The sequence below is a fragment of the Streptacidiphilus fuscans genome (assembly GCF_015690355.1).
In the GTDB taxonomy this organism is placed as follows: domain Bacteria; phylum Actinomycetota; class Actinomycetes; order Streptomycetales; family Streptomycetaceae; genus Streptacidiphilus; species Streptacidiphilus fuscans.
On record NZ_JADPRT010000029.1, the window covers coordinates 1 to 25,872 of the forward strand.

General features: G+C 67.5%; 15 protein-coding genes. 6 read left to right on the plus strand and 9 right to left on the minus strand.

Going from position 1 to position 25,872, the window contains the following annotated elements; translation table 11 throughout:
• Nucleotides 1–178 precede the first annotated feature (178 nt).
• The 4 genes from I2501_RS38380 to I2501_RS38395 form a co-directional block, all read right to left on the minus strand.
• Entirely contained in the window at nt 179–445 is a 267-nt protein-coding gene (locus I2501_RS38380; protein ID WP_236048062.1) for a hypothetical protein, read from the minus strand.
• A gap of 48 nt (nt 446–493) precedes the next feature.
• Nucleotides 494–1,093, minus strand: coding sequence for a hypothetical protein (locus tag I2501_RS38385; protein ID WP_196198716.1), 600 nt, complete (start codon nt 1,091–1,093; stop codon nt 494–496).
• A gap of 475 nt (nt 1,094–1,568) precedes the next feature.
• Nucleotides 1,569–2,389 (minus strand): IS5 family transposase gene (locus I2501_RS38390; protein ID WP_196198717.1). Its coding sequence is split into 2 segments (ribosomal slippage): nt 1,569–2,050 and nt 2,050–2,389, totalling 822 coding nucleotides; the frame shifts between segments, so codons are not numbered across the junction.
• An 85-nt stretch (nt 2,390–2,474) separates the two neighbouring features.
• Nucleotides 2,475–3,056: a hypothetical protein gene (locus I2501_RS38395; protein WP_196198718.1), complete on the minus strand. Its 582-nt coding sequence runs from the start codon at nt 3,054–3,056 to the stop codon at nt 2,475–2,477.
• 116 nt (nt 3,057–3,172) lie between these two features.
• Here I2501_RS38395 and I2501_RS40070 point away from each other — a divergent pair, with 116 nt between their 5' ends.
• Both I2501_RS40070 and I2501_RS41025 read left to right on the plus strand, forming a co-directional pair.
• Nucleotides 3,173–3,565 (plus strand): hypothetical protein, encoded by a 393-nt coding sequence (locus I2501_RS40070; protein ID WP_236048067.1) that lies wholly within the window; start codon nt 3,173–3,175, stop codon nt 3,563–3,565.
• Nucleotides 3,520–3,759 carry an ATP-binding domain-containing protein gene (locus I2501_RS41025; RefSeq protein ID WP_408022821.1) on the plus strand — a complete coding sequence of 80 codons (240 nt, stop codon included), beginning with the start codon at nt 3,520–3,522 and terminating at the stop codon, nt 3,757–3,759. The genes I2501_RS40070 and I2501_RS41025 overlap by 46 nt, the downstream gene beginning before the upstream one ends.
• A 463-nt stretch (nt 3,760–4,222) precedes the next feature.
• Here the strand turns inward: I2501_RS41025 and I2501_RS38870 are convergent, their stop codons facing one another.
• The 3 genes from I2501_RS38870 to I2501_RS38415 all read right to left on the minus strand — a co-directional run bounded on the left by I2501_RS38870 (nt 4,223) and on the right by I2501_RS38415 (nt 11,246).
• Nucleotides 4,223–5,119, minus strand: a complete 897-nt coding sequence (locus tag I2501_RS38870) for a lytic transglycosylase domain-containing protein (protein ID WP_215910362.1) — start codon at nt 5,117–5,119, stop codon at nt 4,223–4,225.
• Between the two features lie 435 nt (nt 5,120–5,554).
• Nucleotides 5,555–7,252: a hypothetical protein gene (locus tag I2501_RS38410; RefSeq protein WP_196198720.1), complete on the minus strand. Its 1,698-nt coding sequence runs from the start codon at nt 7,250–7,252 to the stop codon at nt 5,555–5,557.
• Between the two features lie 112 nt (nt 7,253–7,364).
• Nucleotides 7,365–11,246 carry a DNRLRE domain-containing protein gene (locus I2501_RS38415; RefSeq protein WP_196198721.1) on the minus strand — a complete coding sequence of 1,294 codons (3,882 nt, stop codon included), beginning with the start codon at nt 11,244–11,246 and terminating at the stop codon, nt 7,365–7,367.
• A gap of 680 nt (nt 11,247–11,926) precedes the next feature.
• On the opposite strand from I2501_RS38415, the gene I2501_RS40430 reads away from it, so the two are divergent.
• Nucleotides 11,927–18,562, plus strand: coding sequence for an RHS repeat domain-containing protein (locus I2501_RS40430; RefSeq protein ID WP_196198722.1), 6,636 nt, complete (start codon nt 11,927–11,929; stop codon nt 18,560–18,562).
• 632 nt (nt 18,563–19,194) lie between these two features.
• Here I2501_RS40430 and I2501_RS38425 read toward each other — a convergent pair.
• Together I2501_RS38425 and I2501_RS38430 are read right to left on the minus strand one after the other, a co-directional pair.
• Nucleotides 19,195–19,962, minus strand: a complete 768-nt coding sequence (locus I2501_RS38425; protein ID WP_196198732.1) for a transposase — start codon at nt 19,960–19,962, stop codon at nt 19,195–19,197.
• A gap of 7 nt (nt 19,963–19,969) precedes the next feature.
• On the minus strand, nt 19,970–20,308 hold the full coding sequence (locus I2501_RS38430) for a hypothetical protein (RefSeq protein ID WP_196198723.1): 339 nt from the start codon (nt 20,306–20,308) through the stop codon (nt 19,970–19,972).
• A 300-nt stretch (nt 20,309–20,608) separates the two neighbouring features.
• Here I2501_RS38430 and I2501_RS38435 point away from each other — a divergent pair, with 300 nt between their 5' ends.
• The 3 genes from I2501_RS38435 (at nt 20,609) to I2501_RS38445 (ending at nt 25,841) form a co-directional block, all read left to right on the plus strand.
• On the plus strand, nt 20,609–20,833 hold the full coding sequence (locus I2501_RS38435; protein ID WP_196198724.1) for a hypothetical protein: 225 nt from the start codon (nt 20,609–20,611) through the stop codon (nt 20,831–20,833).
• Between the two features lie 204 nt (nt 20,834–21,037).
• Nucleotides 21,038–21,493 (plus strand): hypothetical protein, encoded by a 456-nt coding sequence (locus I2501_RS38440; protein WP_196198725.1) that lies wholly within the window; start codon nt 21,038–21,040, stop codon nt 21,491–21,493.
• 541 nt (nt 21,494–22,034) lie between these two features.
• Nucleotides 22,035–25,841, plus strand: a complete 3,807-nt coding sequence (locus tag I2501_RS38445; RefSeq protein WP_196198726.1) for a hypothetical protein — start codon at nt 22,035–22,037, stop codon at nt 25,839–25,841.
• Nucleotides 25,842–25,872 lie beyond the last annotated feature (31 nt).

Here is a 25,872-nt window from a genome sequence, read left to right on the forward strand (position 1 = left end):
AACGTCCTGTGGGCCCTCATGCGCGACGGCCGTACCTTCGAGATCACCCCGCCAGGCAACCCCATCAGACTGAGCTGACACGCTCACAGTCAGTCACTAATCGGGCTTGACACCTTCATTGGGAATCAGTATCGCTGGAGAGTTGAAGCAGACAGGGCTGTTTGTCCAAGAGGCCGGTTCAGCCGGCGTCAGGGTCGAATCCGAGTGAGCGGATGAAGTCGAGCGCTTCGAGGATGATCGGCTTCATGCGGCCAGGAAGCTCGAGGTGTTCGGTGCCTGGGAACGGCACTACGCGCGGGTCGTCGGGGTCAGCCGTGAGGCCCTTGACGACGAGGTCACCGTTTTCGGTGTCCACCCAGACCGCTGCCGGGCCGCCGATCGGGTCGGCGCCGATGAAATGCAAAGGCATGCGCGCCACCGTTTCGCAGGGCTGGTTGGCCGTCAAGAGTGCCGCGGGTGCACCACCTGTCGGGGGCTTCCTGTGTTGCCGTGCTCAGGCCGGTTCGAAGGTCGGTTGCACTGGGCCGATCTCCTCGCTGGCAACCAGTTCCTCCAGGTCCTCCGGCTCGAGGAACTCCAGGGCCGCCGGGTCAAGGCCGTGGTGGCGGTCGACGTCGAGTAGCCGTCGCACCCACGACAGGGCGAAGCTCGAGAACGGGCCGTCGAAGGGCTCACAGCCCTCTTCGTGGGCCATGGTGACGATCTGCCATCGGTTCGGGTCGGGGTCGCAGGGCAGGAAGAAGTGCTCATCGCCGCTGTAGTCGTAGCCCCACGAGATGAGCCCACCGGATTCGGGGTGGAAGGGGTACGGCAGGTGCTCGGAGTCGCCGCTGCTGAGTGCCCTGGCTCGGCGCTCGGCGAAGACCTCATTGGTCTTGCGCATGCGTTCCAACAGCGGGTTTGTTCCCTGAGGGTGGAAGAGAACGAGCTCCCTCGAGATGACCCCAGAGCCGTAGGCGTCGAGAAACGCCTTGAAGTCACTGGGCAGAGCGGACCCTACGTATTGCTCCACTTGGGTCCAGTCATCCGGGTTGGCCTGCCCGTGGGCCGGCTCGCCGCCCAACAGGGCCCGTAACTCATCCAACGAGGACACGCACCACTCCCAAGCCTCAGTCGCTCAACCTGCGATGGCCTGAACCTAGTGGCCATCCACCTTCGGTAACAACGCTCTGGCCTCGCAGTCAAACGACACCTGCGTTCACGGGGCGTGTTGGAGGGCCGCTCCCTTTCACTTGAGTACGAGATCACCCAGGGGCCCGAAGGACCGCAAGCGGCGCGGGTCAGGGCCGTCTAACCCTTCGCCCAAACAGAATGGGCCCCGCGCCGGACGAGCCGGGCGGGGCCTCTTTGTATTCGGTCAGGCGTCTATGGCCTGCGTCATCAAGTAGTCGAGCGCGGCATCAGCGGAATGAGCATGCCCGCCTTCCCGTACTGGAGGAGTCCCCGGGCGCATAGGCCAGGAGTGCGGCGGCGCCTAAAGCGATGCCTGTCATCGCTATGGCCTTCTTCTGCTGCGCGGACACGAGCTGTCCCCTCCCGTTCGCCGCCGGGCGCGCCTTGCGCCGGACTTACTGATCGTTTCGGAATGATCTCCGGAGCCGGCGGAAGCAGATGATGCTGGCCGCCAGTTCCAGCAGTCCCTGATGGAGGTCGGCTCGGCGCTCGTAGCGGGTGCGGAGTCGTTTGAACTGGTGAAGCCAGGCGAAGGTGCGCTCTACCACCCAGCGTGTCCTGCCGAGTCCGGAGCCATGCGCCCTGCCGCGACGCGCGATCTGCGGCTTGATCCCTCGCTTCCACAGCAGGCGGCGGTACTTGTCGAAGTCGTAGCCGCGGTCCGCGAACAGCCGTTTAGGCCTGCTGCGAGGCCGTCCACGCAGGCCCCGGATACGGGGTATCGCATCCAGGAGCGGGATCAACTGCGTGACGTCGTGGCGATTCCCACCGGTGAGCGACACCGCGAATGGGGTGCTAAAGCGGTCCACAATCGCGTGGTGTTTGGAGCCCGGACGTGCACGGTCGACGGGCGAGGGGCCCACATGATCCCCCCTTTCAGCGCCCTGACATGGGAGCCGTCGACCGCGCAATCATCCATGTCCAGGCCGCCGTTGACCCTCAGCTCGGTGAGCAGTACCTCGTGCAGGCGGCGCCAGATACCCGCCTCGGTCCAGTCCCGCAGTCTTCGCCAGGCTGTCACTCCCGAACAGCCCACGATCTGGGCGGGCACGTCTCGCCAGGCGACTCCCTTGCGCAGCACGTAGACGATGCCGGCCAGTGCCACGCGGTCCGATACCGGCAGCTGTCCGGGGTGCCGGCGGCGCCGGACAGGCCGAGCGGGGAGAAGTTGAGCTATGCGTTCCCAGAGGTCATTAGGAACCAGATCGGCGGACACGGTCGCAGAGTCTGTCGAGACCTGCCGTCAGACGCCAACCTAGCTGTCACGATCGGCGGGTCAAACGGTGGGGGCTCGGTCCGACTCAGCGCCAACCGCCGTGCCGCGGTGCCGAGTACTCGCCGAACAGCGGGTCGTAGAGGTCCCCGTCGTCTGTGGCCACCACGTAGTGGGGCTCGGTCCTTGAGGCTGCTGCCTGCAAGCGGATGACGAGGTCGGGGACAGGGAGGACACGCAGCGACAGAGCCGCAGCCACGCGAGCGCGCTCTTCGGCGATCTCCGGATGGTCCCTGGCCAGATACCTCTCAAGATGCCAGGCGGAAGCCTGCATGACCTCTACGTCGCCGCCGCCGGAGAAGCGAAGACAGTCCTGCCGTTCCAGCCCGATGATGATCTCCAGCGCGTCCGCCAGGTCGTCGGCGATCAGCCCGCCCTCCCCTTCCGAGGTCGCGAACACCACCGGTCGGCGGCCGCCTTCCTCGGCGCACAGGAAGTACGCCCCGCCGGTGAAATCCCCTGCGATCGGCTCCAGCGGCGCGCCTGAGGCAAGCCTCAGGCTGGCACCGCACTCCTTCCGCTCGATGTCGAACTCGAAGGATGCCCGCAGCAGCCCGTGGATGTCCAGGATGCTCTGGATCAGATCGAGCAGGTGATCGTTTGAGGCCATCCATCGACGATAGCCAGGGCCGCTGACGTGCAGGGGCCTGGCCTGCCCCACGATGACCGCGACGGACACCCACTCGGTCGCCGCCGCAGCAGGTCATTCTGAACGATCAGTAAGTCCTGTGCCCCGCCCGCAAACATCAGGCGGGCACCCACGAACTCGGCCTACGCCTCCAAGACGCCCTCAACCCCGCCACCGCAGGCGACCACCAACACTGGTGCGACGCCCGACCTTTCCGCGCCGGCGACCGCGTCATGCCGATCCGCAACGACCCCAAGAAAGGCCCCAACGGCGTCTACAACGGCTCGGTCGGCACCATCACCCTCCTCGACACCGAACAGCGCGAACTCGAGATCACCTTCGACGGCGACGCCGCCACCTACACCTTCGACGAACTCGACGACGTCCTGAACGCCTACGCCATCACCGTCCCCGCGCCCAAGGCAGCGAATACCCCGCTGTTGTTATTTCCCTCACCACGGCCAGCGCCTTCATGCTGCGCCGCAACCTGATCTACACCGCCATCACCCGCGGCAAGCAGAAAGCCGTCCTGGTAGGCGAGGAAGAGGCCCTACACCGCGCGCTCACGAAAGCCGAACCGCACCGCAACACCGCCCTTGCGAGGCGCCTTCACGCCCTCTTCACCGGTGCCGCTGGCCATCCCGCAGCGCTCCGAGTAGCAGACGGCCAGCTCGCCGTGTGCTGACCACTGCGATGCTCTTGGCGTGTTCCAATGTCCGCCAAGGCGGAGCCCCGCCCCGCGTTTTGCGCGGGCGGTATGCGCGTGATCCGCTTCAGATGCATGTATTAGTGCGTCGGCGGTGCCCCGGCGTGGGCCGGGGCACCTTCGTGTCTGCCCTCCACCTGTCTGGCGGGCTGGCTCGCCGCGTGCGATTTCGCCGAGCGTGCGGACACGCGCCGCACGTCAGACGCTAGTCACGCGAACCCGTAAGGGCTCGCTGGGATGGCCAGTTGGGTGACGTTCATTCAGCCCGGTTGTGGTGCGCAGTCGCTGTTGTCGTTCCGATCCTGGGGAGGGGGCGAACGGCTTGAGCGGGTCCTGGACCAGCCGGCCTCGGCATTCGGGGGAGGGCGGAGATGTCGGCCAGGCCGGCGTCTGGTGGGGGTTTTCGGGTTGAGGGGCTTCTCAACGCCCAGACGGGGCGGGGTCACCGGCTTGGCGTGGTGGTGGGGGTTGGTGGCCCGGTTGGGGTGGGGCAGTTGGGGGGTGTGGGGGAGGCGGTGGGGCTGCCGGTGCTGGTGGGGGTGGGTGTGGGTGTCGGGGTTCCCGAAGGCGTCGGTGTTGCGGTGCTGGTGGGCGTGGGGCTTCCGCTGGTGGGGGTGCAGACCGGGCTGGGGGTTGGGGGGTTGGACGGTGTGGCCGTGGGGCTGGTGCTGGCGGTCGGGGAGGGGCGGCCGGTGTTGGTCGGGCTTGCTGAGCGGGTCGGTGCTGGCGGCTGGGGTGTCCTTGTGCCTGTGGGTGTCGGTGCGCTGGTCGGGTGTGCGGCGCTCGTGTTCGGGGCCGTGTGGCTGGCGGTCGGCGTGGTGATGCTGCTCGCAGTCAGTGGAGTGCTGCTTGGGTCGGGGTTGGGGGTGGTGTGGTGTTGGTAGTAGGTGATCCAGGCGGTGACGGTGGCGAGGTAGGCGGGGGAGTCGTTGTAGCTGAGGATCGCGGCGTTGAGGTCGGTGGTGTTGGCGAGGTCGCGTGCGTCCGCGCATAGGTAGTGGCCTGCGGCGAGGGCGGCGTCGTAGACGTTGTTGGGGTCGGCGATGTGGTCGTCGTTGCCGTCCGTACCCCAGGTTGCCCAGGTGGAGGGGATGAATTGCATGGGGCCTTCGGCGCGGGCCCAACCGCCCCCGGTTGCGGGGATGGCGGCGTTGCCGCTGGTGCCGTTCAAGACCGGTCCGAGGATGGGGGTTCGGGTGGTGCCGTTGGCGGTGAGGTTGCCGTTGTCGGCTTGACCTGATTCGACCTGACCGATCCCGGCGAGGACGGTCCAGGGCAGGTGGCAGCCGGGGTCGCTTGCGGCGATGGAGCGTTGGGCGTCGAGGTAGGCGGCCTGCACGAGTGCCGGGATCCCGCTCCCACCCACTGTGACCGGCGAGTCGCTGGCAGCGGCTGTGCCTCCTGTATGGGTGGCGGCGCTGTTGGTGCCGGTTGGTTCGGGAGCTGTTGGGGGGAGTGCGGTGAACAGGGGTTGGCTGTTGCCTGTTGCGGACCGTGGCGGCGTAATCGCGGAGGCGGCGGCTGGGGGTGTGGCGGTGGTGAGCGCGGTCAGGGCGGTCATGGCTGCGGCGGCGATGGCGGTGAGCCACGTGCGAGCCCGGTCCCGAGTCCGGGGGCCCTGGGAGCGGGGCATGGCTGTGCGGCGGACGGTGGGTCTGGCGTGGCGGGCATGCCTGGGGCTCATGGCGGCTGGGTTCCTGACGGTGGTGCGGGCGCGGGTCAGCGTAGGTCCAGGGGGTGCCACCCGGTAGCGGTGGCACCCCCCGAGGGCTGGTCAGCTGACGTGGATGGTGGCGGTGGTTGAGGCGTTGGTGTTCCAGACGCTGGTGGTCTGGTAGGAGAGGGTCCACGTACCGCTGGTGGTGGGTCGGGCCCACAGGGCGAAGGCGCCCGCGGTGTTGGTGTGTGCGGTGCCGGCGAGGTAGGAGCGGGTGGAGCCGGCGGGGCGGAACCACAGCTGGACGGTCTGGTTGGCGTAGGCGGTCCAGGGGCCGTAGCCCTGTTGGGCGAGGGTGCCGGTGAAGTGGACCCAGGTGCCGGGGCGGACGTTGGTGGTGGTGGGGCCGCCGGTGATGCGGGTCTGGTAGCGGAAGGTGTGGACGGTGCCGCTGACGGCTTGGGCGTAGCCGGGGGCGGTCGGCGTGTAGAGGCGCCAGTAGCCGTGGGGGTTGGACACGTGCACGGTGTGGGTGGCGGTGGTGGCTGGCAGGGTGGTGATGGTGGCCCAGCCGGTGCGACCGTCGCTGGACTGCTGGAGCTGGACGTTGCCGCCGGGGATGCCGGTGGTGCTGGTGACCGACTGGTGGATCGTCAGGTTGCTGTTCGCGTCGATGGACGCCCCGGACAGCTGCAGCACCGGTTGGTCGGGCATGGAGGTGACGGTCTCGCTGGCCTGGGCGGCAGCGAGGTAGAGGCTCACGCTCGTGGCACTGGTGTAGATCGGCCAGCTCGTGCTGGTGTCCGGGACCGTCATGGTGAACGAGAAGCGGCCGTTGGTGTCGGTCTCGGCCTGGGTGGAGGACCAGGTGCCGTCGCCGCCGAGGAAGACGAAGCCGCCGGGGACGGGGTGCCAGCCGCTGGTGTTCTGGTATTCCAGAGTGCCGGAGACGGTGGTCTTGGTGCCGGCGGTGAGGGTGGCTCCGGTGTGATCGAGGACGATCCTGGTGGGTGTGTTGACTGCTGCGGCCACCGTCGTGCTGGGCCCGGGGATGCTCTCGGGTGAGCACTCCGGGCATACCACGAAAGGCAGGAGGGCGGCGACGCTGACGGCCATCGTGCTGCCGGTGTTGGGGTTGGGCTGGAACGCGATGGACCAGCTGCCGTCGGTGGCGATGGTCTGGGTGGTGGCGCGGTTGGGCGTTGTGGGGGTGTTGGTGTTTCCGGCGCTGGCCTGGATGGTCAGCGGGCCGGTCCAGGGGGTGCCGGTGTCGCCGCTGTCGGGGTCGTAGGTGGTGAGGTAGCCGGTGACTGTCTCGACCTGGTTGTCGTAGGACAGGGGGGCCTGGCCGAAGACCGTGTCGTGGAAGACCGGCAGGAGGGTGATCGGGACCGGATCGCCGCCCAGTGCCCCTTCCAGGCTCGGGGTTCCGTCGGCGGCGTAGGCGATCGCGGATATCGCGTAGTAGCCGTGCGGCAGGTGCAGGGGGCCGGTGGTCTGCCAGCTGCCGTCGGCCGCAGGCTGGCTGACGGTGATGTCGATCTTCGGGCCCCAGTCGCCGGTGGGGTAGTTCTGCTGCAGCACGAAGGTGACGTGGTCTACGTCGCCGGAGGCGGTGGCGCGCAGCACGTACCCGTGGTCGGTCTGCAGCGCGTCGACGCTGGTGAGCTGGGGTGCGGGGTCGGCGGCGGGGACGCTGGTACCGGGGGCCGGGCTGGGCGCGGTGTCGGCTGCGGCGGTGGTGGCTGGCAGTAGGAGTGCCGCGGCGAGCAGCGCGGTGGTGGCGGTGGCGGGCAGGGCGGTTCGGCGGCGCACGGGGTCTCCCTGTGGGGGTGTGGTTGGGCGTGTACGCATGTGCGGGAGGCCGGTCGTGGCACCGCCGGAGTGCGGTGTCACGACCGGCCTGTCGGTCAGGCGATGGGGGTGCTTACATGCCGGTCCAGTCGCCGGTGACCGGGGTATCGGTGGAGACGCCGAAGGCCTGGGACTGGTTGGTGGTTCCGGAGGTCACGGAGTTGTCCAGGTAGAAGGTGAAGGTGCTGGAGCGCCACACGCCGATGCCGGTGGAGCCGCTGCCGGTCCAGTCGCCGGTGATCGGGGTGTCACCGGAGGTGCCGTAGGTCTGGGTGGTGAGCGCGGTGGTGTTGGTGAGGGAGGTGGCGGGGATGAACTGCCAGGTGCTGGGTCGGTAGACGCCGACGCTGGTGGTGCCGGTGCCGGTCCAGTCGCCGACGACGGGGACGTCGCCGGTGTCGCCGTACCAGACGACGTGGTCGACGTTGGAGGACGTGAGCGAGTCGTCGAGGTAGAAGTGCTCGTTGCTGGGGCGGTAGACGCCGACGGTGGTGATGCCGTCGCCGTTCCAGTCGCCGACGACGGGTTCGTCGCCGCTGTCGCCGAGCGCGATGGTGTGGTCGATCTCGGAGACGGTGTTGGAGTCGTCGAGGTAGAAGGTGGAGTTGCTGGGGCGGTAGACGCCGACGCCGTTGACTCCGGTGCCGGACCAGTCACCGGTCACTGGGATGTCGCCGGCTTGGGCGAAGGTGAGGGTGAGGGTGTGGTCGACGGTGGTGCTGTTGTTGGCGGTGTCGAAGATGAAGGTGTTGGTGCTGGATCGGTACAGGCCGATGGTGCTGGTCGGGTGGATGGGCTTGACGCCTTCGAGGGAGGCGACGTTGGCGGCCCAGCCGGGGGAGCCGACCGTGATCGGGTTCTGCAGGGTCACGTTGCCGGTGGTGGTGTCGACGCTGGTGGGGATGTCGACCAGTTCACCGGTCTTGTTGGTCGCCCACAGGGTGGGGCCGGCGTTGTCGGCGGGGCCGTCGGTGGTGATGGCTGGGTACTGGGCGACGCGGAAGCCGCTGGTGGCGAAGGTGGTGGCCGACGGGGCGGTCTGGTTGTTCCAGGTCTCGATGTTCTGGACCTGGCCGAGGCTGCCGTTGCTGGTGTCGCGTACCCACAGTGCGGGGGTGCCGTTGATCAGTCCGGGGGACATGATCGTGACGTGGGACCAGTAGGAGCTTGTGGACAGCAGGGTGGCCCTGGTGAAGGTGTCGGTTCCACCGGTGTACATCCACAGCGTCCAGTCCCCGTTGTTGGGGTTTTCCTCGACGGTGAGCAGTGACGGCTTGCCGGAACTGGAAGCGGGGGGCAGGACGGCGATCTGCTTGACCCAGGACCAGTCGCTGGAGTTGTAGTCTGCGGGGGGATTGCTGATGGTGGGGCGGATCTGGGGGTATGTGCTCCATGCTCCGCCGGGGGTGCAGTTCTGGTTCTGCGTGTCGATCTCGGCCTGGGCGCCCTGGACGACGACCAGGTCGTCGCAGGTCTGGCCGCTGAAGGAGCCCTGGTGCGCGATGAGCGCTCCGGTGAAGCTGCTGCCGCCGGGCGCCTTGGTCCCTGGCATCAGCTTGGCGCCCGTGCCGTTCGGGTTGTTGACGAACGGGTCGCTGTAGTACATGAGATCGCCGCTGGAGTCGACGGTGGCCAGGTCGGGCTTGCCGTCTCCGGTCAGGTCCCCGTGGGTGCCGGGGGTGAAGGCACCTTCGGCGACGTAGTAGTCGAAGTGCTGGGGGGCGGACTCGTTGCCCGCGTTGTCGACCGCCTGGTACCAGACGACGTGGGTGCCCCAGCTGGTGGCGGGCAGCTTGATGCTGGCGGTGCTTGCGGTGACTGGCAGTTCGCCGCTGCCGCCGCTGTTGATGGAGGTGCCGTCGATGTTGTAGTTGATCTTCGCGATGCCGGAGGGGTCGGTGCCCGGGTCGGTCGCGGTCAGGTTGAGGCTGCCGGGTGCCGCGCCGGCGGTGGTGGGCGGAGCGGAGCTGCTGACCGAGACGGTGGGCGGGGTGAAGTCGGTGCGGAAGTAGCAGGAGGAGCCGGAAGGTGCGGCAGCGCTGCTGTAGGAGCCGCTGCCGCCGCTGCCGCTCTGGGCGTAGACCTGCCACTGGTACTCGTCGCCGTCGCTGAGAGACCCCGCGGGCGTCACGCTCACCCGCTGCGGAGTGCTCTGCGCGGTGATGGTCGGGCCCTTGAGGTCCGTCCAGGGGGAGGTGTTGGTCGGTGCGACCTGGTGCCACCAGAAGTCCGAGGTCTCCGCGTAGCCGGTGTCGGGGCCGGTGAGGTCGGCGTTGAGAGTGACCGTGGAGGCGTCGTTCTTGTCGATCCAGGTGCCCGGGGCAGTGGTGTCGCAGGCGGTGGTGTCGCCGGTGTTGGTGATCGACAGGTTGGTCGGGAGGTTCGGAGTGGACCAGTAGGTGACCTCGAGCGCGGGGTGGTTGCTGGAGGTGGAGTCGCCGATCAGGTACCGGTAGGCGGTGTCGTCGCTCTCGTTGTGGGCCTGCAGGACCATGGTCTGGTTCTGGTAGCCGTTGGCGACGGCCTGCTGCACCAGCGAGGTGACGTCGAAGTTCGCGTTACCCGTGGTGTTGCTGTTGATGCTGGGGAAGTTCGCGCTCGCGGAGACCGTGGGCCACACGTTCTGGTTGTTCCAGGTGGTGCCGGAGCTGATGGCGCCGCCGCCGTACAGGTCGATCTGGTTGGAGCCGGTCCAGGCGGAGGTGGGGCCTTGCTCGGTCATGCTGAGCGTGGCGCCGGTGACGTGCTTGCCGGCCAGACCGTTCATGGGGAACTCGAACATCGATCGGGTGACGCCGAACGCGGTGCAGCCACTGGTGCCGTTGGAGCACCAGTCGTCGTAGCCGACGTGCGCGTCGGTGTCGTTGGTGTTGTTACTCCCCTCCCAGTAGCTGGTACCGGAGTTGACGGAGGAAACCCAGGTCCACCCGTTGCCGTCCGTCGAGCCGGTGGACGGGCTGACGGAAGGGTCGATAACCAGCGGGTAGGTATTGGTGCTGGCGGTCAGAGAGCCTGCGGGCGGGACGATGTCCACGTTGTCGCCGCTGACGGTGACGCCAAGGTCGGTGACGGGGTTGGCGTCGTCCATGGAAGTCCCGGTGGACGGTGTGCCCGACGCGACCGCCAGGCTCCGGACGGCCGCGGTCGCGCCTGACGCGCTGGGGCTGGGACTGGGGCTCGGCGAGCTGGTGCTGCCGCCCTGCGGGGCCGCGGAGTCCCACATGGTGGGCGTGGGGGAGGAGAACACGGCGTTGCCGCTGGCGTCGGTGGCCTGCACGCCGCCCGCGGCGTTCTTGCCGAGGGTGAGGCCGGAGCTGACGCTGGTGGTGAGCTGGATGTTCTGCAGGGCCGGGTTGGCGGCGGCGGTGGCGTTCTTGACGACGAGGTGCTCGGTGTAGCCGCCGTCAATCTGGGCCGTCATCTGCAGGTCGACGCCCGGGTAGACCGAAGCGTAGGTGGCGGTCGCCCCGGAGACGCTCGGGGTAGGCAGGGAAGCGGGCCAGGAGATGGAGAACTGCTGTCCCTGAGGGTTGGTCAGGGTGGCGAGCGGGCCGCTGCCTCCGCCGGAGAAGGTAACGCTGGAGGTGGCGGCCCTGGGGGAGAGGCCGCCGTTGCTGTTCTGCTGCAGCGTGGCGTCCACGGGCACCCAGGTGCCGCCCTGGTCGACCTGGACGGGCACCGGGCTGTCGGTGTACGTGAGCGTGCCGTCGGGGTTGGCGACCGTGGTGGAGTTCTGCGTGTTGTCCGCAGCCACAGGCACGCTCTTGCCGGTGGTATGAGCCTGCGCCAGGGCTGCAGCTTCGGGGGTGATCGTGACCGGCGGACCGTCGGCGTGGGCCGCGGCGGGCGCGATCGCCGACAGCGGCGCGGCGACCAGCGCAGCGGCGACTATCCCTCCGATCCGTCTGCCAAGGGGCCGCCCAGGTGCGGCCAGTCGTGCATGCCGGATCCCCATGGGGGCCTCCTGTGACTGTCGTGTGTGCAGCCGTGTTGCTGCGCGCACACGCTAACCCCGTCTCCGACGCTCTGACCTGGGGGAACCCCACTGACGAGACGTCAGAACGCCTGATTGATGTGATTTCGACCATTCCGTACGAGATCGCATGACAAGTCATCAGGTAGGAACTGAATGAGGATGACTTCATTCGTGGGGATATTGTCAAAATCGGGCAAAGGGGATGTGGCTCTGGGGACTTGATGTGGCGGAGGGTCTCTCGACAGTGATGCGAACTCAAGATCATTAAGTATGTCCACGGATGAATGCAGCCCTTGCTTCTCTAGGGCTTCAGGGGTTTGGCTCCTGCCTCTGTCGGCGACTTCGGTTGCGGAAGCCGGTGGCCAATGAGGGTGCGAGCTGCGGAGATGGCCCGGCCAGTCATCGGCTGATGCTCGCTTGGTCACCTTTTGCGTTTAATGCTCACGATCTGTCAGGTCGCTTGAAAGTAAGAAGTTAATAATCGTCATTCCGCTTGTGGCTTCGGTGGGCTCTACATTTCGTGATCGTCTCTGCGGCGCTGCCGCGCACCTTCGATCACGGGGGTCCTCTTGGTCGCCTCGCGCCGACCCCGCCTGGCACGGCGGACGCGCTCCAGACTCACGAGCCTGTTCGCCTTGGTTGCGGTCTTCGCTCTCGGCATGTCCTTCCTGCCTGACATGGCGTTCGCCGCTCAATACGCCAAGGGACAGGTCTGGTCACCACCGCAGACCCCCCTCGCACCAGCCAAGGGTGTGCCACGCGCCGACGCAACGAGCGTCAAAAGCCATCAGGTGGTTCCCACCGTCAGGCCCTACCGGGCTCCCGCAGTCGACCTGCCGAAGGCGGGCCAGACCACGACGGCGCTTGGTGCCGCGGGCGCCGTCGCGCCGCTGGCGAAGAGCCGCGTGGTGACCGGGACCGCCTCCCGGGTGGGCACCTCGCCCTTGTGGGTGGCTGCAGCAGCGACCGGCAGCGCCGCTCCCAGTGGGGTGCAGGTCCGCTTCGCCGACCCGGCCGCTGCCCGCAAGGGCGGCATCACCTCGGGCCTGATGTTCGGCGTCGCCCGCGGGGACCGGGCCGGCACCGACGGCAAGGTCGCCGTGCAGCTCGACCCGAGCCTGTTGACCGGTGAGGGCGGCGGCAACCTCGGATCGCGCCTGCACCTGGTCGAGCTGCCCGCCTGCGCGCTGACGACGCCGCAGCTTGCCGCATGCCAGAAGCAGACCCCCGTGGACGCGGTCCGTGACCCGCACACCGGACGCATCATCGCCGACCTGACCCTCCCCGCCACCCCCGCGGCGCCCACCACCACGACGAGCGCGGCCGCCGGCACAGCGGGTGCGACCGGTGACCGCCCTTCAGCGGCCGGCACCCGCACCACTGCGGCCGTGGTCAGTCCCATGACCGTCCTCGCCGCAGTCGCCGGCCCGTCCGGCTCAACCGGCACCTACACGGCGACCTCGCTCAAGCCCTCAGACCAGTGGTCCGCGGGCGGATCCACCGGCGACTTCGAGTACAGCTACCCGATCCAGGTCCCGGGCACCCTCGGCGGTGCCGCGCCCACGGTGAGCTTGGGCTACTCCTCCTCCAGCGTCGACGGCGAGAACGCCTCCACCAACACTCAGACCTCCGGGGTCGGTGACGGCTGGTCAAGCCCCTCCGACTTCATCGAGCGCTCCTACCAGCCCTGCTCCCAGGACGGCCTGTCCAGCTCCGGCGACACCTGCTGGGGCTTCGGCGGCAACGAACTGACCGCCACAGGGCAGAACGCCGGGCAGATCGTCTACGACGACAGCACCAAGACCTACCACCTGTCCGGTGACAGCGGCGCCACCATCAGCTACCTGACCAACCTCAACAACGGCGCCTACAAGGGCGAGGGCTGGGAGATCACGCTCCAGGACGGCACCCGCATGTACTACGGCGCGGGCAAGCTGCCCACCGCCGAAGGCGGAACCGGATCCGACCCCGCCACCAACTCGGTCTCCACCGAGCCGGTCTACTGCCCCAAAAGCGGCGACTCCTGCTACTCCTCCACCACCGGCACCAGCTCCTACGCCACGAACATGGCCTATCGCTGGTACCTCGACTTCGTGGTCGACCCCCACGGCAACACCACCGAGTACAACTACACGCAGGAGACCAACTACTACGCCCGCTCCAGCGCACACACTCTCACCGCGTACGACCGCGCCGCCTACCTGAACACCATTGAATACGGCTGGCGCACCTCGGACATCGTCTCCGAGGGTGCCAAACCCGCCCCCGCCGCAAAGGTCGTCTTCACCCCCGCCAACCGGTGCATCGTCGGCAGCGTCATCAACACCCACACCGTCAGCAGCACCGACTGCGCGTCACTGACCTCCACGTCGGCCCCGTACTGGCCCGACGTGCCCCAAGACCAGGTCTGCGCCTCCACCGGCACCTGCACCAACTACGCCATGTCGTTCTTCTCCACGGTGCGGCTCACCCAGATCCAAACCCAGGTCAACACCGGCACCACCGGCACCACCAACTACAAGCCGGTCGACACCTACGCCCTGAGCCAGTCGTACCCCGACCCCGGTGACGGCACCACCCCGGCGCTGCGCCTGGAATCCGTGACCCGAACCGGCAACGACGGGGGCACAACTCCCCCTCTCACTGTCAGTTTCACCCACGCCGCCATGCCCAACCGGGCCCCCGGAGCCGCGTCCTATCCCGCGTTCAACCGGTACCGGATCACAGCCATCGACACCGAGTCCGGTGAGGCAATCGACGTCACCTACTCGGCACCGGACTGCAACCAGTCCACCACCAGCCCAGACCTGCCGGCCCCCTCCAACGACACCAGGCTGTGCTACCAGGAGTACTGGACCCCACCCACCGGCAGCACCATCTCCGACTGGTTCGAGAAATACGTTGTCACCCAGGTCGTCGACAACGACCAGGTCGGCGGCGCGCCGGCCCGCTACACCACCTACACCTACAACGGCACCCCGGCCTGGCACCGCAACGACTCCCCGCTGGTCGCCAACAACCAGCGCACCTGGGACCAGTTCCGCGGCTACGGCTCGGTGACCACCGAGACCGGCCATGCCCCCGACCCGATCACCGAGTCCACCACCTCGTACCTGCGCGGAATGTCAGGCGACTCCACCTCGCAGTCCAGCATGACCCCGCGCACCTGGCCCGCCGTGACCGACTCGATCGGCGACCAGATCACTGACTCGAACCAGTACGCCGGCATGGCGTACGAGACCCAGACCTACAACCAGGCCGGCGGCAAAGTCGTCAAGGACGACATCACCTTGCCCTGGTCTCAGCAGACCGCCACGCACGCCGAGAGCACCCCCGCAGGTCTGCCCTCGGAGACCGCCAACTTCGTCCGCACCGCCAGCACTGTCTCCCGCGGCCTGATGTCGGACGGCAGCACCTGGCGCACCACGAAGACCGTCAACACCTACTCGCCCACCACCGGCCTGCTCACCGAGGCAGACAACCAGGGCGACACCTCCTTGCTCAACGGCAGCAGCTCCCAGGAGTCCTGCACCACCTACAGCTACGCCACCCCGCCCACCAGCGGCCTGAACACCGGCATGGTCTCCCTGCCCGCCGAGACCACCACCGTCGCCCTCACCAGCGGCACCGGCGTTGGCAACGCGGCCTGCCCAGCCAAGACTGCCGCCAACACCACCAGCGACACCCGCAACTTCTACGACGGCAGCACTACCCCCGGCGTCATCCCGACGGCCGGCGTAGGCAACATCACCGAGACCGACACGCTCGGCAGTTGGAGCGGCACCACCGAGAACTTCACCAAGAAGACAACCAGCCCGTCCGGCACCACCGGTTACGACGTCTACGGCCGCCAGCTGTCAGCGACCGACGTTCGCGGCGACACCGTCACCACCGCTTACACCCCGGCCACGGGCACGCTGCCCACCAGCGACACCGCTACAAACGTGACCGCCGGCAACTGGACCACGACCACCACCCTCGACCAGCTGCGCCAGCTGCCAGCCAAGGTCGTGGACCCCAACGGCAACAGCACCAGCAAGGCCTATGACGCCCTCGGCCGCCTCACCAGCGTGTGGCTGCCCAACCGGGCCACCAGCGCCACCGCCTCCGAGGTGTTCGTCTACAGCGTCGGCGGCCAGACCGCCCCGACCTGGACCGAGGCCAAGACCCTGCGCGACGACGGCACCTACGCCGTCGACTACCAGATCGAGAACGGCTTCGGCGACCTGCGCCAGGACCAGACCCTTTCCAAGGACAGCGCCAACTCCAATGGCGCCCTAGTCTCTGACGACTTCTACGACTCGCACGGCTGGAAGGTGAAGACCACCAGCACCCCGTACTACGTCACCAGCGCGCCGTCTTCCACGATCTACCCGGCCGCGGACGCGACCGTCCCAGGGCAGACCGTGACCACCTACGATGGCATGGGCCGTGCGGTCCAGTCCGCGTTCTACTCCTACAGCGCCGAGCAGTGGGCGACTACCACCGCCTACCCGGGCGTTGACCGCACCGACGTCAGCCGACCCACCGGCGGTACCGCCACCAGCACTGTCACCGACGCCCAGGGGCGCACTACCGCGCTGTGGACCTACCACTCCAACACCGCAACAGGCAATCAGGCCGACGCGACGGTCACCTCCTACGCGTACACCCGCACCACCGCCTCTGGCGGAGCGGCGACCGAGAACACCATCACCGACGCGTCAGGCCACACCCGCACCCAGACAGCCGACGCGAATGGCAACCAGGTCGCTTCCCAGGACCCGGACGCCGGGAACTCCAGCTCGACCTTCGACGCCGCCGGTGACCTGCTGACCTCCACCGACGCCAACAACACCACCCTCACCTACAGCTACGACACCCTCGGCCGGAAGACCACCCTCTACCAGGGCACCACCGAACTGGACTCCTGGAGCTACGACACCGCCACGGGCGGCAAGGGCCAACTCGCCTCCCAAACGTCCTACAGCAGCGGCAACGCCTACACCCAGACCATCGCCGGCTACACCAACCTGGGCTCCTCCACCGGCGTCAGCACGGTCATCCCGGCAAGCGAAGGCAGCCTCGCCGGCACCTACAGCGTCTCCTACGCCTACACCCCGGTCGAGGGCTTGCTCTCCCAGACCACCTACGGTGCCGACGGCGGTCTGCCGGCCGAGACCGTCTACAACTCCTACACCGAGGGCGGACAACTCGGCGCGGTCGGAGGCCAGATCGGCACCAACAGCGTCGACTACCTGACCCAGATCGTCTCGAACACGCTCGGCCAGGTCACCCGCTACACGATGGGTGACATGCCGGACCAGGTCGTCCAGACCGACGTCTACGACACCGCCACCGACCGCGTCACCGAATCCATCCTGGACAAGGAGAACGGCACCGGCCACGTCGACGACAACACCACGTTGTGGAACCAGGCCGGCAAGGTCACCGCTCAGCAGGATGTCCAGGACAACAGCGCCGCGACCGACCTGCAGTGCTACACCTACAACGGCCAAGACCAGCTGACGGCCGCTTGGACCGACACCGGCGGTGCCACCAGCGCCGCATCCCCGTCAGTCCCCGGCATCGGCAGCTGTAACAGCACCGCCCCCAGCGCGAGCACCAACGGCGGCCCCGCTCCCTACTGGGAGAGCTACAGCTACGACGCCGACGGCAACCGCACCGGCCTGACCACCCACGACACCACCGGCGCCACCACCAGCACCCAGACCAGCGCCTACCCGCCCGGCGCAAGCGGCACCACCGGAACCCCGGACCAGGCCCAGACCACCACCACGACCAACAGCACCGGCGCCACCACCGCCAGCAGCGCCTACACCTACTTCGGCAACGGCGCCACCAAGACCGACACCACCACCAACGGCGGCGGCACCACCACCAGCAGCCAGACCTTTACCTACACCCCCGACAACCACACCAGCACCGTCACCGACACCACCACCGGCAACTCCTCCGGCTACATCTACGACGCCGCCGGCAACCTGCTCGAGCAGAAGGACACCGTCTCCAGTCACACCACCACCCAGCTCTACCTGCCCGGAGAACAGCTCACCCTCAACGGCGGCATCACCGCGCTGCGCTACTACACCACCGGCGGCGGCCCCGTCGCCGTCCGCGACAACACCGGCAACATCACCTACGAAGCCGCCAACGCCCAGGGCACCTGCACCGTCACCCTCAACTCCACCCTGACCGTCGAGACCCGCCACTCCTACACCCCCTACGGCACCCCCCGCGGCGTCATCAGCCCCACCCTCGACGGGCGCGGCTACCTCAACGAGCCCGCCGACCCCGCCACCACCTACGACCTGCTCGGCGCCCGCACCTACGACCCCACCACCGGCCGCTTCCTCCAGGCTGACCCCCTCCTCGAGGTCGCCGACCCCAACCAACTCGGCGGCTACACCTATTCCTCCGACGATCCCGTCAACGGCAGTGACCCCAACGGCCTCATGTACAACGGAGGCGACGGACCGCCGCCCAACTGCGGCTACGATTGCGGCGACGGAGCCCCAGCTCCGACAACCCCGCCGCCGAACCCGTGCGGTCCGGCTGGCTGCTACGGCAGCGGCAACACCAACACCTCAAGCGGAAACGGCAACGGCAGCCCCGTCCCCGGACACCAGCCAGCGCCCCAGCGCCCCCAGTGCAACACGATCCAGTGCCTGTACTCCTGGCTCCTCACCGGAAGGCCTGCCGCCGCTGGCGTCTCTGCTAACACGTCTCCATGCAGCGGATCCGGGAATTACATCGAGGGTGACATAGCCCCGTCCTGTAACGTGGCGGACTATCTCAAGGCCGGGACGCCTTCTTGGCTGACCGGGCTCCCTGGCTGCATCATGGTTTCTTGTGGCAGCTCATACAACTTTTGGGCACACATAAGTGTGTCGTTCTCGATGTGCCTTGTCGCCTGCGTCGGCGTGTCGTACCAGGATAACTATCTTACGTTTGGTGTCAGTGGCGGAATTGGGACGGTGCAGAAGCCGACGTATCCCGTGGGGACCAGTCCGTTCGGAAAGCTCAAGGCTTTTGCTGGTCTTTCTGTTGATTATGTGTCTGCCACGCCAGATGATCAGGATTATCAGATTGCTGGAGTCTCGGCTGCCCGTGGGTACTACGGACTGAATGGGGGTGTTGGTAAGCGTAATAGCGGAGGCCTCTACTACTTTGGTGGCTATACGGTTGGTGCGGGATACTCGATCCAAGGGCCGACGACTTCCTATTTCCAGCTCAGCCCTCATGGCTGGTTTCTGGGACCCTTGGGCTGCCAGAGTTGTGGTGGTAACTGGTGACCCTTGTTGTCCGCCGTGAGAAGCGAGGATAGTATCGACTGCTGGACCACTGACTAGTCTGTCGAGGGGCGCCGGGATGCTCCGGCGCCCCTTCGCGCGGGCGGCTAAGTAAGTAATCGAGACGTAGGGAAAATTATGAGATTGCTTGAAATGGCCCCTTTTGTCGCGCTCCCGCTAGGTTCATTTATCCTCGGACTCGTTGCCCTTTTTGATTTTCGGGGATGGAGGACGGCGGCAATGCATCCAGGGGTTACCTATGAGGAATTTTTGCGAGAGCGGCCGTCGACAAGGTTTCTCCTTTGGGCTATGGGTGGGTTTCTTCTTGTTGCTGGAACTGTTGGCTTTGTGGGCTTCTGTGCGGCATTTGTAATTACTGCCACTCGGGGGTGAGTATAGAAAAGTCTCCTGGGGTCCAGGTTTGACCAGGTAGCTGTGGGTTTCTCCTGGGATGCAGGAAGTCGACGCTGACCATCGCAGTGTGTGCGGCGCTCTGGGTTGTGAGCGCCGAATCGGCTATCCCGCGAGCCAGCCGCCCCTTGCTGCTATCGTTCCTCCGCGCTTTGCTCTCACTAAGCGTTGTCCCGTAACGATCTCCGAGGTGTGAGGCTGGCCCTCCGATCCGGGGTAACTTGCTATGCGGCTTGGACGAGGTTGTGCAGGCGCGCGATGCCGCGCATGGCGTGGTGCACGCCGTCGCCCTTGAGCCGACAGTCGCGAAGGATCTTCCACGTCTTCATTCGCGCGAAGACGCGCTCGATGCGGGCCCGAACCTGCTTGTGGGACCGGTTGTGCTCGCGCTTCCAGTCACACAGTTCGCCGCCTGCGGGGCGGCGGTGCGGAATGACCAGCCCGGTGCCTGGGTAGCCGCCGTCGGCGATCGTGGTGGTCCTCCTGACGGCGGCCTTCGCGCCGGACTCGGCCCACGCCTTGCAGTCGTTGCGGTTGCCCGGAGGGGGACGGCCGATGGCGACAACCAGACGGGTGTCGGCGTCGATGACAACCTGGTGATTGGTGGAATAGCGGTAGTTCTTCGACTGCTCGGCGACGGTGTGGTCGCGGGTGGGGACCAGGGTTCCATCCACGATGAGCACCGTTCCCTTGCGGAACCGCTGCCCCTGCGTGAACGCGAGCAGCGGACCGATGTGGTCGATGATCCGGTGAGCCGCCGATCTGGACACGCCGAACAGGGGCGCGAGCTGCCTCAGCGTCAGGTTCGTACGCCAGTAGGCCGCAACGAGCAGGACACGGTCCTCCAGTGGCAGGCTCCACGGTCGGCCGGGTCGCACGGCTTGGGCACCCTCGCGGTGCAGCACCGTGATCAGTTTGCGGAAGTCGTGCGGGCTCAGCCCGGTGAACGGGGCTATCCAGGACGGCTCCGACGCCGTGATCACACCAGCCACGCGGAGATCATTCCACTGCTTCGAGATCATCCTTGGCGTAGGCGATGCGGCAGCGTTCGACCTGGCCGGTGACCTGCTCCATGAACCAGCGCATGATCTGGTAGGGGCCGACGTCCCCAACGCGGAGACCCACCTGCCCGGGACGGACTTCTTGGTGGCCTTCGTCCCCGATGAGGACCCGAACCTGGAGCCGACCGTCCACATCCGCAGCCACGACGAGCATGTGAGCCCATGCGTCCGGCGCAGGCACGGCTTCGCTCAGCTCCACGGCCCAGGCATTGTCGGGCAAGGCGTAGCGGAACCGGACGGCGTAGTGACGGCCCGCGTGTTTTCTGAGCTCTGGCATCCATGCAGGCTGCCACACCCTTCGGCCGGGGCCGCGCGGATATCCAACCGTGGTCGTCAACTCTCAGAGCCTCGGTCGGGCGATTGGCTCAGCGGTTACGGGACAAGCCTTAGACCCACCCCGGGGACCGTCGCACCCGCCGAAGAGCCGGACGAGCTCGCCCCGCGCGACGTGCCTCCCCATCCGGGCAACCCGAGCCCGTTGCCGGCGCGCCTTGCCCAGCTCCCGGGCAAGGTGGTGCGAATCGCGTTGCTGCGCGAATAACACGTCACCGACCAGGACGCGTTCGTTCGGGCCGCGATGGAGCGCGACTGGGAACCGATTCCCGCGTCCGAACTGGGAGAGGACGATCCGCGCGATCTGCTGGGGGCTGCGATCACTTTGACCGAGGACTCGGAACTGGCCGGCGCCGATGCCATTGCGGAGCAGGCTGTGGTCCGCCTGCTGGAGTTCGGACGCGGCGATGAGGTCACTGGATGGAGCGATGCGCCTGTGAGTGCTTCCTTCACACACGGCCAGTTCTGACCTGGGAACCAAAGAAATCCGGGCCCGGCATGGCGGAGCCTCAACTGCCGGACATGGCATCCCTGTTCCCGCTGAAGACCTGCGATTGCTGCGGGATGGACGAGGAGTGCCAGGCCTGCTACTTCCAGCTCACCCCGAGGACCGCAGACCTGCTGCACACCGCCGTCCGTGCTATCGGACGAGGCACACGGCAGCGTCAAGGACTTGGGCGACCAGCCCGTCGTGCCAGAGGAGGTGGGGGAGTGGGAGGTGTTCGCCCGGCTGCCCAGGACGACCTGGGCCATGGACAGGGCGTGGCGCCGGCAGATGGCCCGAGCGTTCGACGACCTCGCCGACGATCTGGACCAGGGCAGGTGGCCCCAGCCGGCCTGCACCGCCGAGGAGATGGCCCTGCACCTGGCTATCGAGGAGGCGCCCGGCTATCTGGAGCAGGTTCGCGAGGACAAGGACAACGCGCACCACGCCATGCCGGAGCACGAGAACGACTACGACTGGGACGCTTGCTCCGATGAGTTTTTCCAGGACACCGATGTGCTGATGCTGTTCGACCCGGCCTTGGCACACCTGGGCGAGCCTGGAAGCGATCTTGCTGCCGACGCCTGGTTCGAGCCCTTCGGCAACACCTCGGCCCGGGCCCCGGAGCGCGGATTCAGGCGCTGACCGCGCTTCTAGCCGACCACTGGTGACGTGGCCTCACCCCAGGCCGGCATCCCGCCACCCGGGCTTCGAGGCACACACATGAGAGCGTCCCGTTCGTCTTACTAAAATGCACGCGTCGGCTGGGCGGGAACGCAGGTGAAGGGGCGGTATGCCAGTGGAGTGGCGGGAGATTCCCTGGAATCGGCGGATCCTGCCCCGGGACCTGCAGGTAACAACAGATCGTCACGGCTGGCCCAGCACCTCGTTCCTCGCCGGCAAAGCTGCGGGCATCCCGCTCGCCCAGGAGCGGGAGCGGCCGTGCCTGGTTCTCCTCGGCGAGCGAGGCGCGGGCAAGTCGGTGGTCATGAAGCAGGAGCACAGTGCAGTCCTGACAACGGGTCATGTCTGCGGACCCGTGGTGGAGTTGGGCAAACGCCGTGAGACATCCCTGGCCGCGGCCGCTTTGGACCAGGCGCTCCGCCCTCCGCGGGGTTCGCACCCTTGGTACGTCTTCCTCGACGCCCTTGACGAGGGCCTGGAGTACGTCCCAGGCCTGGACCAGATGATCATCGACCGGATCGACGCCCTGAACGAGGGAGACCGGGCCTCACTCCGCTTGCGGATCACCTGCCGCACATCCCTGTGGCCGACTGACTTCACAGAACAGCTGATGCAGCGCTGGCCTGACGGTGACTGCCAACTTGCCTACCTCACCCCGCTGACCCGCGAAGACGTCCAGCAGGCCGCGCTCGAGGTGCTCAAAGCCGACGGCGGGCATTTCGTCGGCCTTGTGCAAAAACGAGGGATGGTCGCCCTCGCCACCATCCCGGTGACACTGCGCCAACTGCTCCTCAACTACGCGGAACACGAAGCCCTCCCAGCCACGTTGCAGGACGCCTACAGCCAGGCATGCCTGAGCCTGTGCAGGGAGCACCGCCGTCCCGCCGGAACGCAGCGACAGCACGCCGTGGCCTCCGCCGAGCAGCTGCTGACCGTGGCAGCCCGCGCCGGAGCGGCCCTGCAGTTCGCGGGCCTAGAGGCACTCGCAGACAGCCCACCGGAGCCGGCCCCGGGAGCGATAGACCTGTCTCAACTGGGTCCGGGCCAGGAGCCGGACGAATCCGGTACCAGCGTTGCCTTCGGCATGCCGGAGCTGCGGCAGCTCACCCAGTCGGGCCTGTTCACGCCCGTCGGGGAGGTGCAGTGGTCCTTCGTGCACAGCAGCTACCGCGAGTTCCTCGCCGCCCGATACCTGCAACAGCGCGGGCTGCACGACGAGGTGGTCCGCGAACTGCTGTGGATCGGCGACGGACCTGCCCGGCACATCCAGCCCGCCCACCGGAACGTCGCCGCCTGGGCCAGCGGCGACAGCCCCGCTGTCTTCGAGGACCTCCTGCGCGACGACCCCCTGGTCCTGACCCTGGCCGACCTCCAGCGCCGCCCCGACGCCGACCGCGCGAGGGTCGTGGACGCGGTCCTGCAGCGATGCGAGGACGACGACACCGCCCGACTCGACACCACGGTCCTGCACCGACTCGACCATCCGGGCATCGCCAACCAACTGCGCCCCAGCCTTGCACCGGGTACCCCTCATTACCGGCAGTACGCGGCCGCCCAGATCGCCCGCTTCTGCCCTGCCCCGACCCTGGCCGCAGACCTGCTCGCCCTGGCAACCGACGCGCAGGCCCCGCTGGAGACCCGGGTCGCCGCTGTCGGCGGTGTCGTCCCCGAACCCGAGGCTGTGCTGAAAGACCTGGAATACCTGTCCAAGGACCCCTCCGCGGAGATCGCCGCAGCAGCCCTGCGCCGCCTGTGGCCCGACCACCTGACCCTCGACCACCTCCTTACGCGCGTCCGCGAACCCGACCCCACTTACCTCGGCACAGCGTTCGTGCTCAGACGCGAGGTCCCGGCGAACCTGGGCCCGGACCAGATCCTGGACGCTGTCGCATGGGCGTCAGACGTCTTGAGGAACCCACAGGCCGAGGGGAGTCCGAGGCTTGCGGTAGCCGTGCTGGCCCGCGCCATCCGACTGGCAGAGCACATGTCCGAGCCGGGGGAAACCACGACAGCGGTCGCCGAGGCGCTTCGCGCGCTCGCCGACCGTGACGACTTGCTCTATCCCGATCCGGTCACCACCACGTGGACGCCGGACGAAGAAGGCCTGACTGAGGCACTCAACGACTCGTCCACCGCGCGCAGGGCGCTGGCACTTCACCTGCTCACCCACGCCACCGAAGGCCAAGTCAACAGCCTCCTTGCCGCCGTCAGCCACTCGCTCGTCCCCGGCAGCGACATGCTGTACTGGATGGAGAACTGGGCCCTCCTCGACGGCGCTGCGCTCGCCGTTGCCCGCCTCACCGTCCGCTTCCCTGCGCCGACAGAGCCGGAGCAGAAGGAGAAGGCGGACCGAGCCCGAGCAGCACACCAGAGCCTGCGCGAGTCGACAGCGTGGTGGGACACACCGCCCGAGCCGACCCCGAAGACGGCCGCCCGTAAGGAAGCCCTCGACGAAGAGCGCATCGAGGCCACCTACAACGAAGACGACCTGCGCAACGCACTCACGGCCGTGACCAGCGCGCCCGCCGACGCCGTGCGCGCGGCATGGCAGCAGGCCTTGTTCCAGCTCCACCGCACCGCCGGCGGGACACCCAGCGCCTACGGGCAGGCTCTGCTGCGACTCGCAGTCGACGCCCCCTCACGCCCCCGGCCAGGCACAGCCCTGGACGCCCAGCTTCGGCGGGCAGCAGTGCACCTGCTGCTGACCGCCCCACTGCTGACCGCGGCCGATCTGACCCCGAACGGCGCCACCCACGCCCAGGTTCCCGAATTCACCGCCTTCGCCCTGGTGGAACTTGCCGCGCTTCAAACAGACGAGGACCGCTGGGCCGGCTGGGCGGTTGCTCTGGGCTCGGCGTACACTGGCGACACGCCCGAGCTCGCGAACAAGCTCCTCGCCTTGTGCAGCGCCAGAGCCGGAGACCGTCTCGCTCCGTTGTTGACCCAGACCCTCGACGCCGCTCACGAGCACACGATCACGACCTTGGCGGCATCCTTCGCCGGACAAGCGGCAGCGCGTGCGACCATCCTCACCTGGGCAGAGGAGCCGACGCGCAGCCTGGATGGCTGGCACGCCGCAATCCGCCCCCTCGCAGCCTCCGCACACCCCGAGGGCACGGCGACTGCCGCCGTCCTCGCCCGCGTCATCGAAGCCGACCCTGCCGCCTTTGAGCAGGATTCGGCCGGCTACGAGCGCTGGCTGCTCGCCGCCTGCGCTATCGCTCTCAATCCGGCCCCGCTCCGACTGTGGCCCCTGATCCGAAACCGGCTCGACGTCCCTGCCACCCGAACCGGCTTCCTGACCGCTCTCGCAGAGGAGCCGCTCTCGCTGCACCGCCAACCCCTGTTCGACCTGCCCGAGACGGCCCTTGTCGACCTATACGGACTCATCGTGGAGGACCTGGGCCGCACTGTTCTGACCGCGCCTGCGCACTCCGGCTTCCTGAGCCGCAACGAGAAACTCGCCGACATCGTCCGGGCCATCCCGCAGGTCCTCATCACCAGGGCGACACACGAGGCTGCGAACGGTCTCCTCCAGCTGTCTCAGGCCTACCCCGAAGCCTGGTACCTGGCCGGCGCGGCTCGCACGGCGGCGAGAGCCGCCGCCGCGGCACAAGCCGCCGCTGTCCCTCCGCACGAGCTGTTCCGACTGGCTGAATCGGCCCGACTGCGTCGGATCAGCGACCAGCACCACCTGCTGGCAGTAGTTGAGGAAGCCCTCGACCGCTTCCGCCGGACACTTCACGGCCCGAACGGGCTGGTGATCGCCCTGTGGAACCGTGACAAGGACAAGGTCAGCCAAAGCGACTGGTGGCCCTGCTGGGAAGAGGACTTCAGCGATATCGTGGCGTCCTTCCTCCAGCACGACATCGGAGGCGACCGCGTCATTATTAACCGAGAGGTTCAGGTGCGCCGCCCCGGGTTGCCCGGCCTGCGGACCGACATCCAGATCGAGGCCCAAGCCCGTTCCGGGAGCGCAGACGAACCGATCAAGGTCGTCATCGAATGCAAGGGATGCTGGAACGACGAGCTCAAGACTGCACTGGCCGACCAACTGGTCGCCGAGTACCTGCAGACTCCCCGGACCGCAGGGGTGTTCTTGACAGCCTACTTCCACTGCGACCGGTGGACCGGACGCTCACGGGGCTGCCCCAAAACCAAGCACTCCCTGCACGAGGTGACTGCCCATCAGAATGCTGAGGCGGACGCCGCGCGTGCGACAGGCGTGGCGGTGAGCGCCGTGACGTTGGACTGCGGCCTGCCCAGCAAGGGTTCGGAGTGGCGGATGGAGGGTCAGTCGACCGGCTGAGCCCTCCGGTTGGAGGCCTTGGCCATGCAGA

Bases quoted from the DNA above. Each gene is read 5' to 3' on its own strand.
- I2501_RS38395 (WP_196198718.1), bottom strand. From the start codon at position 3,056: ATGGCCTCAAACGATCACCTGCTCGATCTGATCCAGAGCATCCTGGAC.
- I2501_RS38445 (WP_196198726.1), top strand. From the start codon at position 22,035: ATGATCATCGACCGGATCGACGCCCTGAACGAGGGAGACCGGGCCTCA.
- I2501_RS40430 (WP_196198722.1), top strand. From the start codon at position 11,927: ATGTCCTTCCTGCCTGACATGGCGTTCGCCGCTCAATACGCCAAGGGA.
- I2501_RS38430 (WP_196198723.1), bottom strand. From the start codon at position 20,308: ATGCCAGAGCTCAGAAAACACGCGGGCCGTCACTACGCCGTCCGGTTC.
- I2501_RS38435 (WP_196198724.1), top strand. From the start codon at position 20,609: ATGGAGCGCGACTGGGAACCGATTCCCGCGTCCGAACTGGGAGAGGAC.
- I2501_RS38415 (WP_196198721.1), bottom strand. From the start codon at position 11,246: ATGGGGATCCGGCATGCACGACTGGCCGCACCTGGGCGGCCCCTTGGC.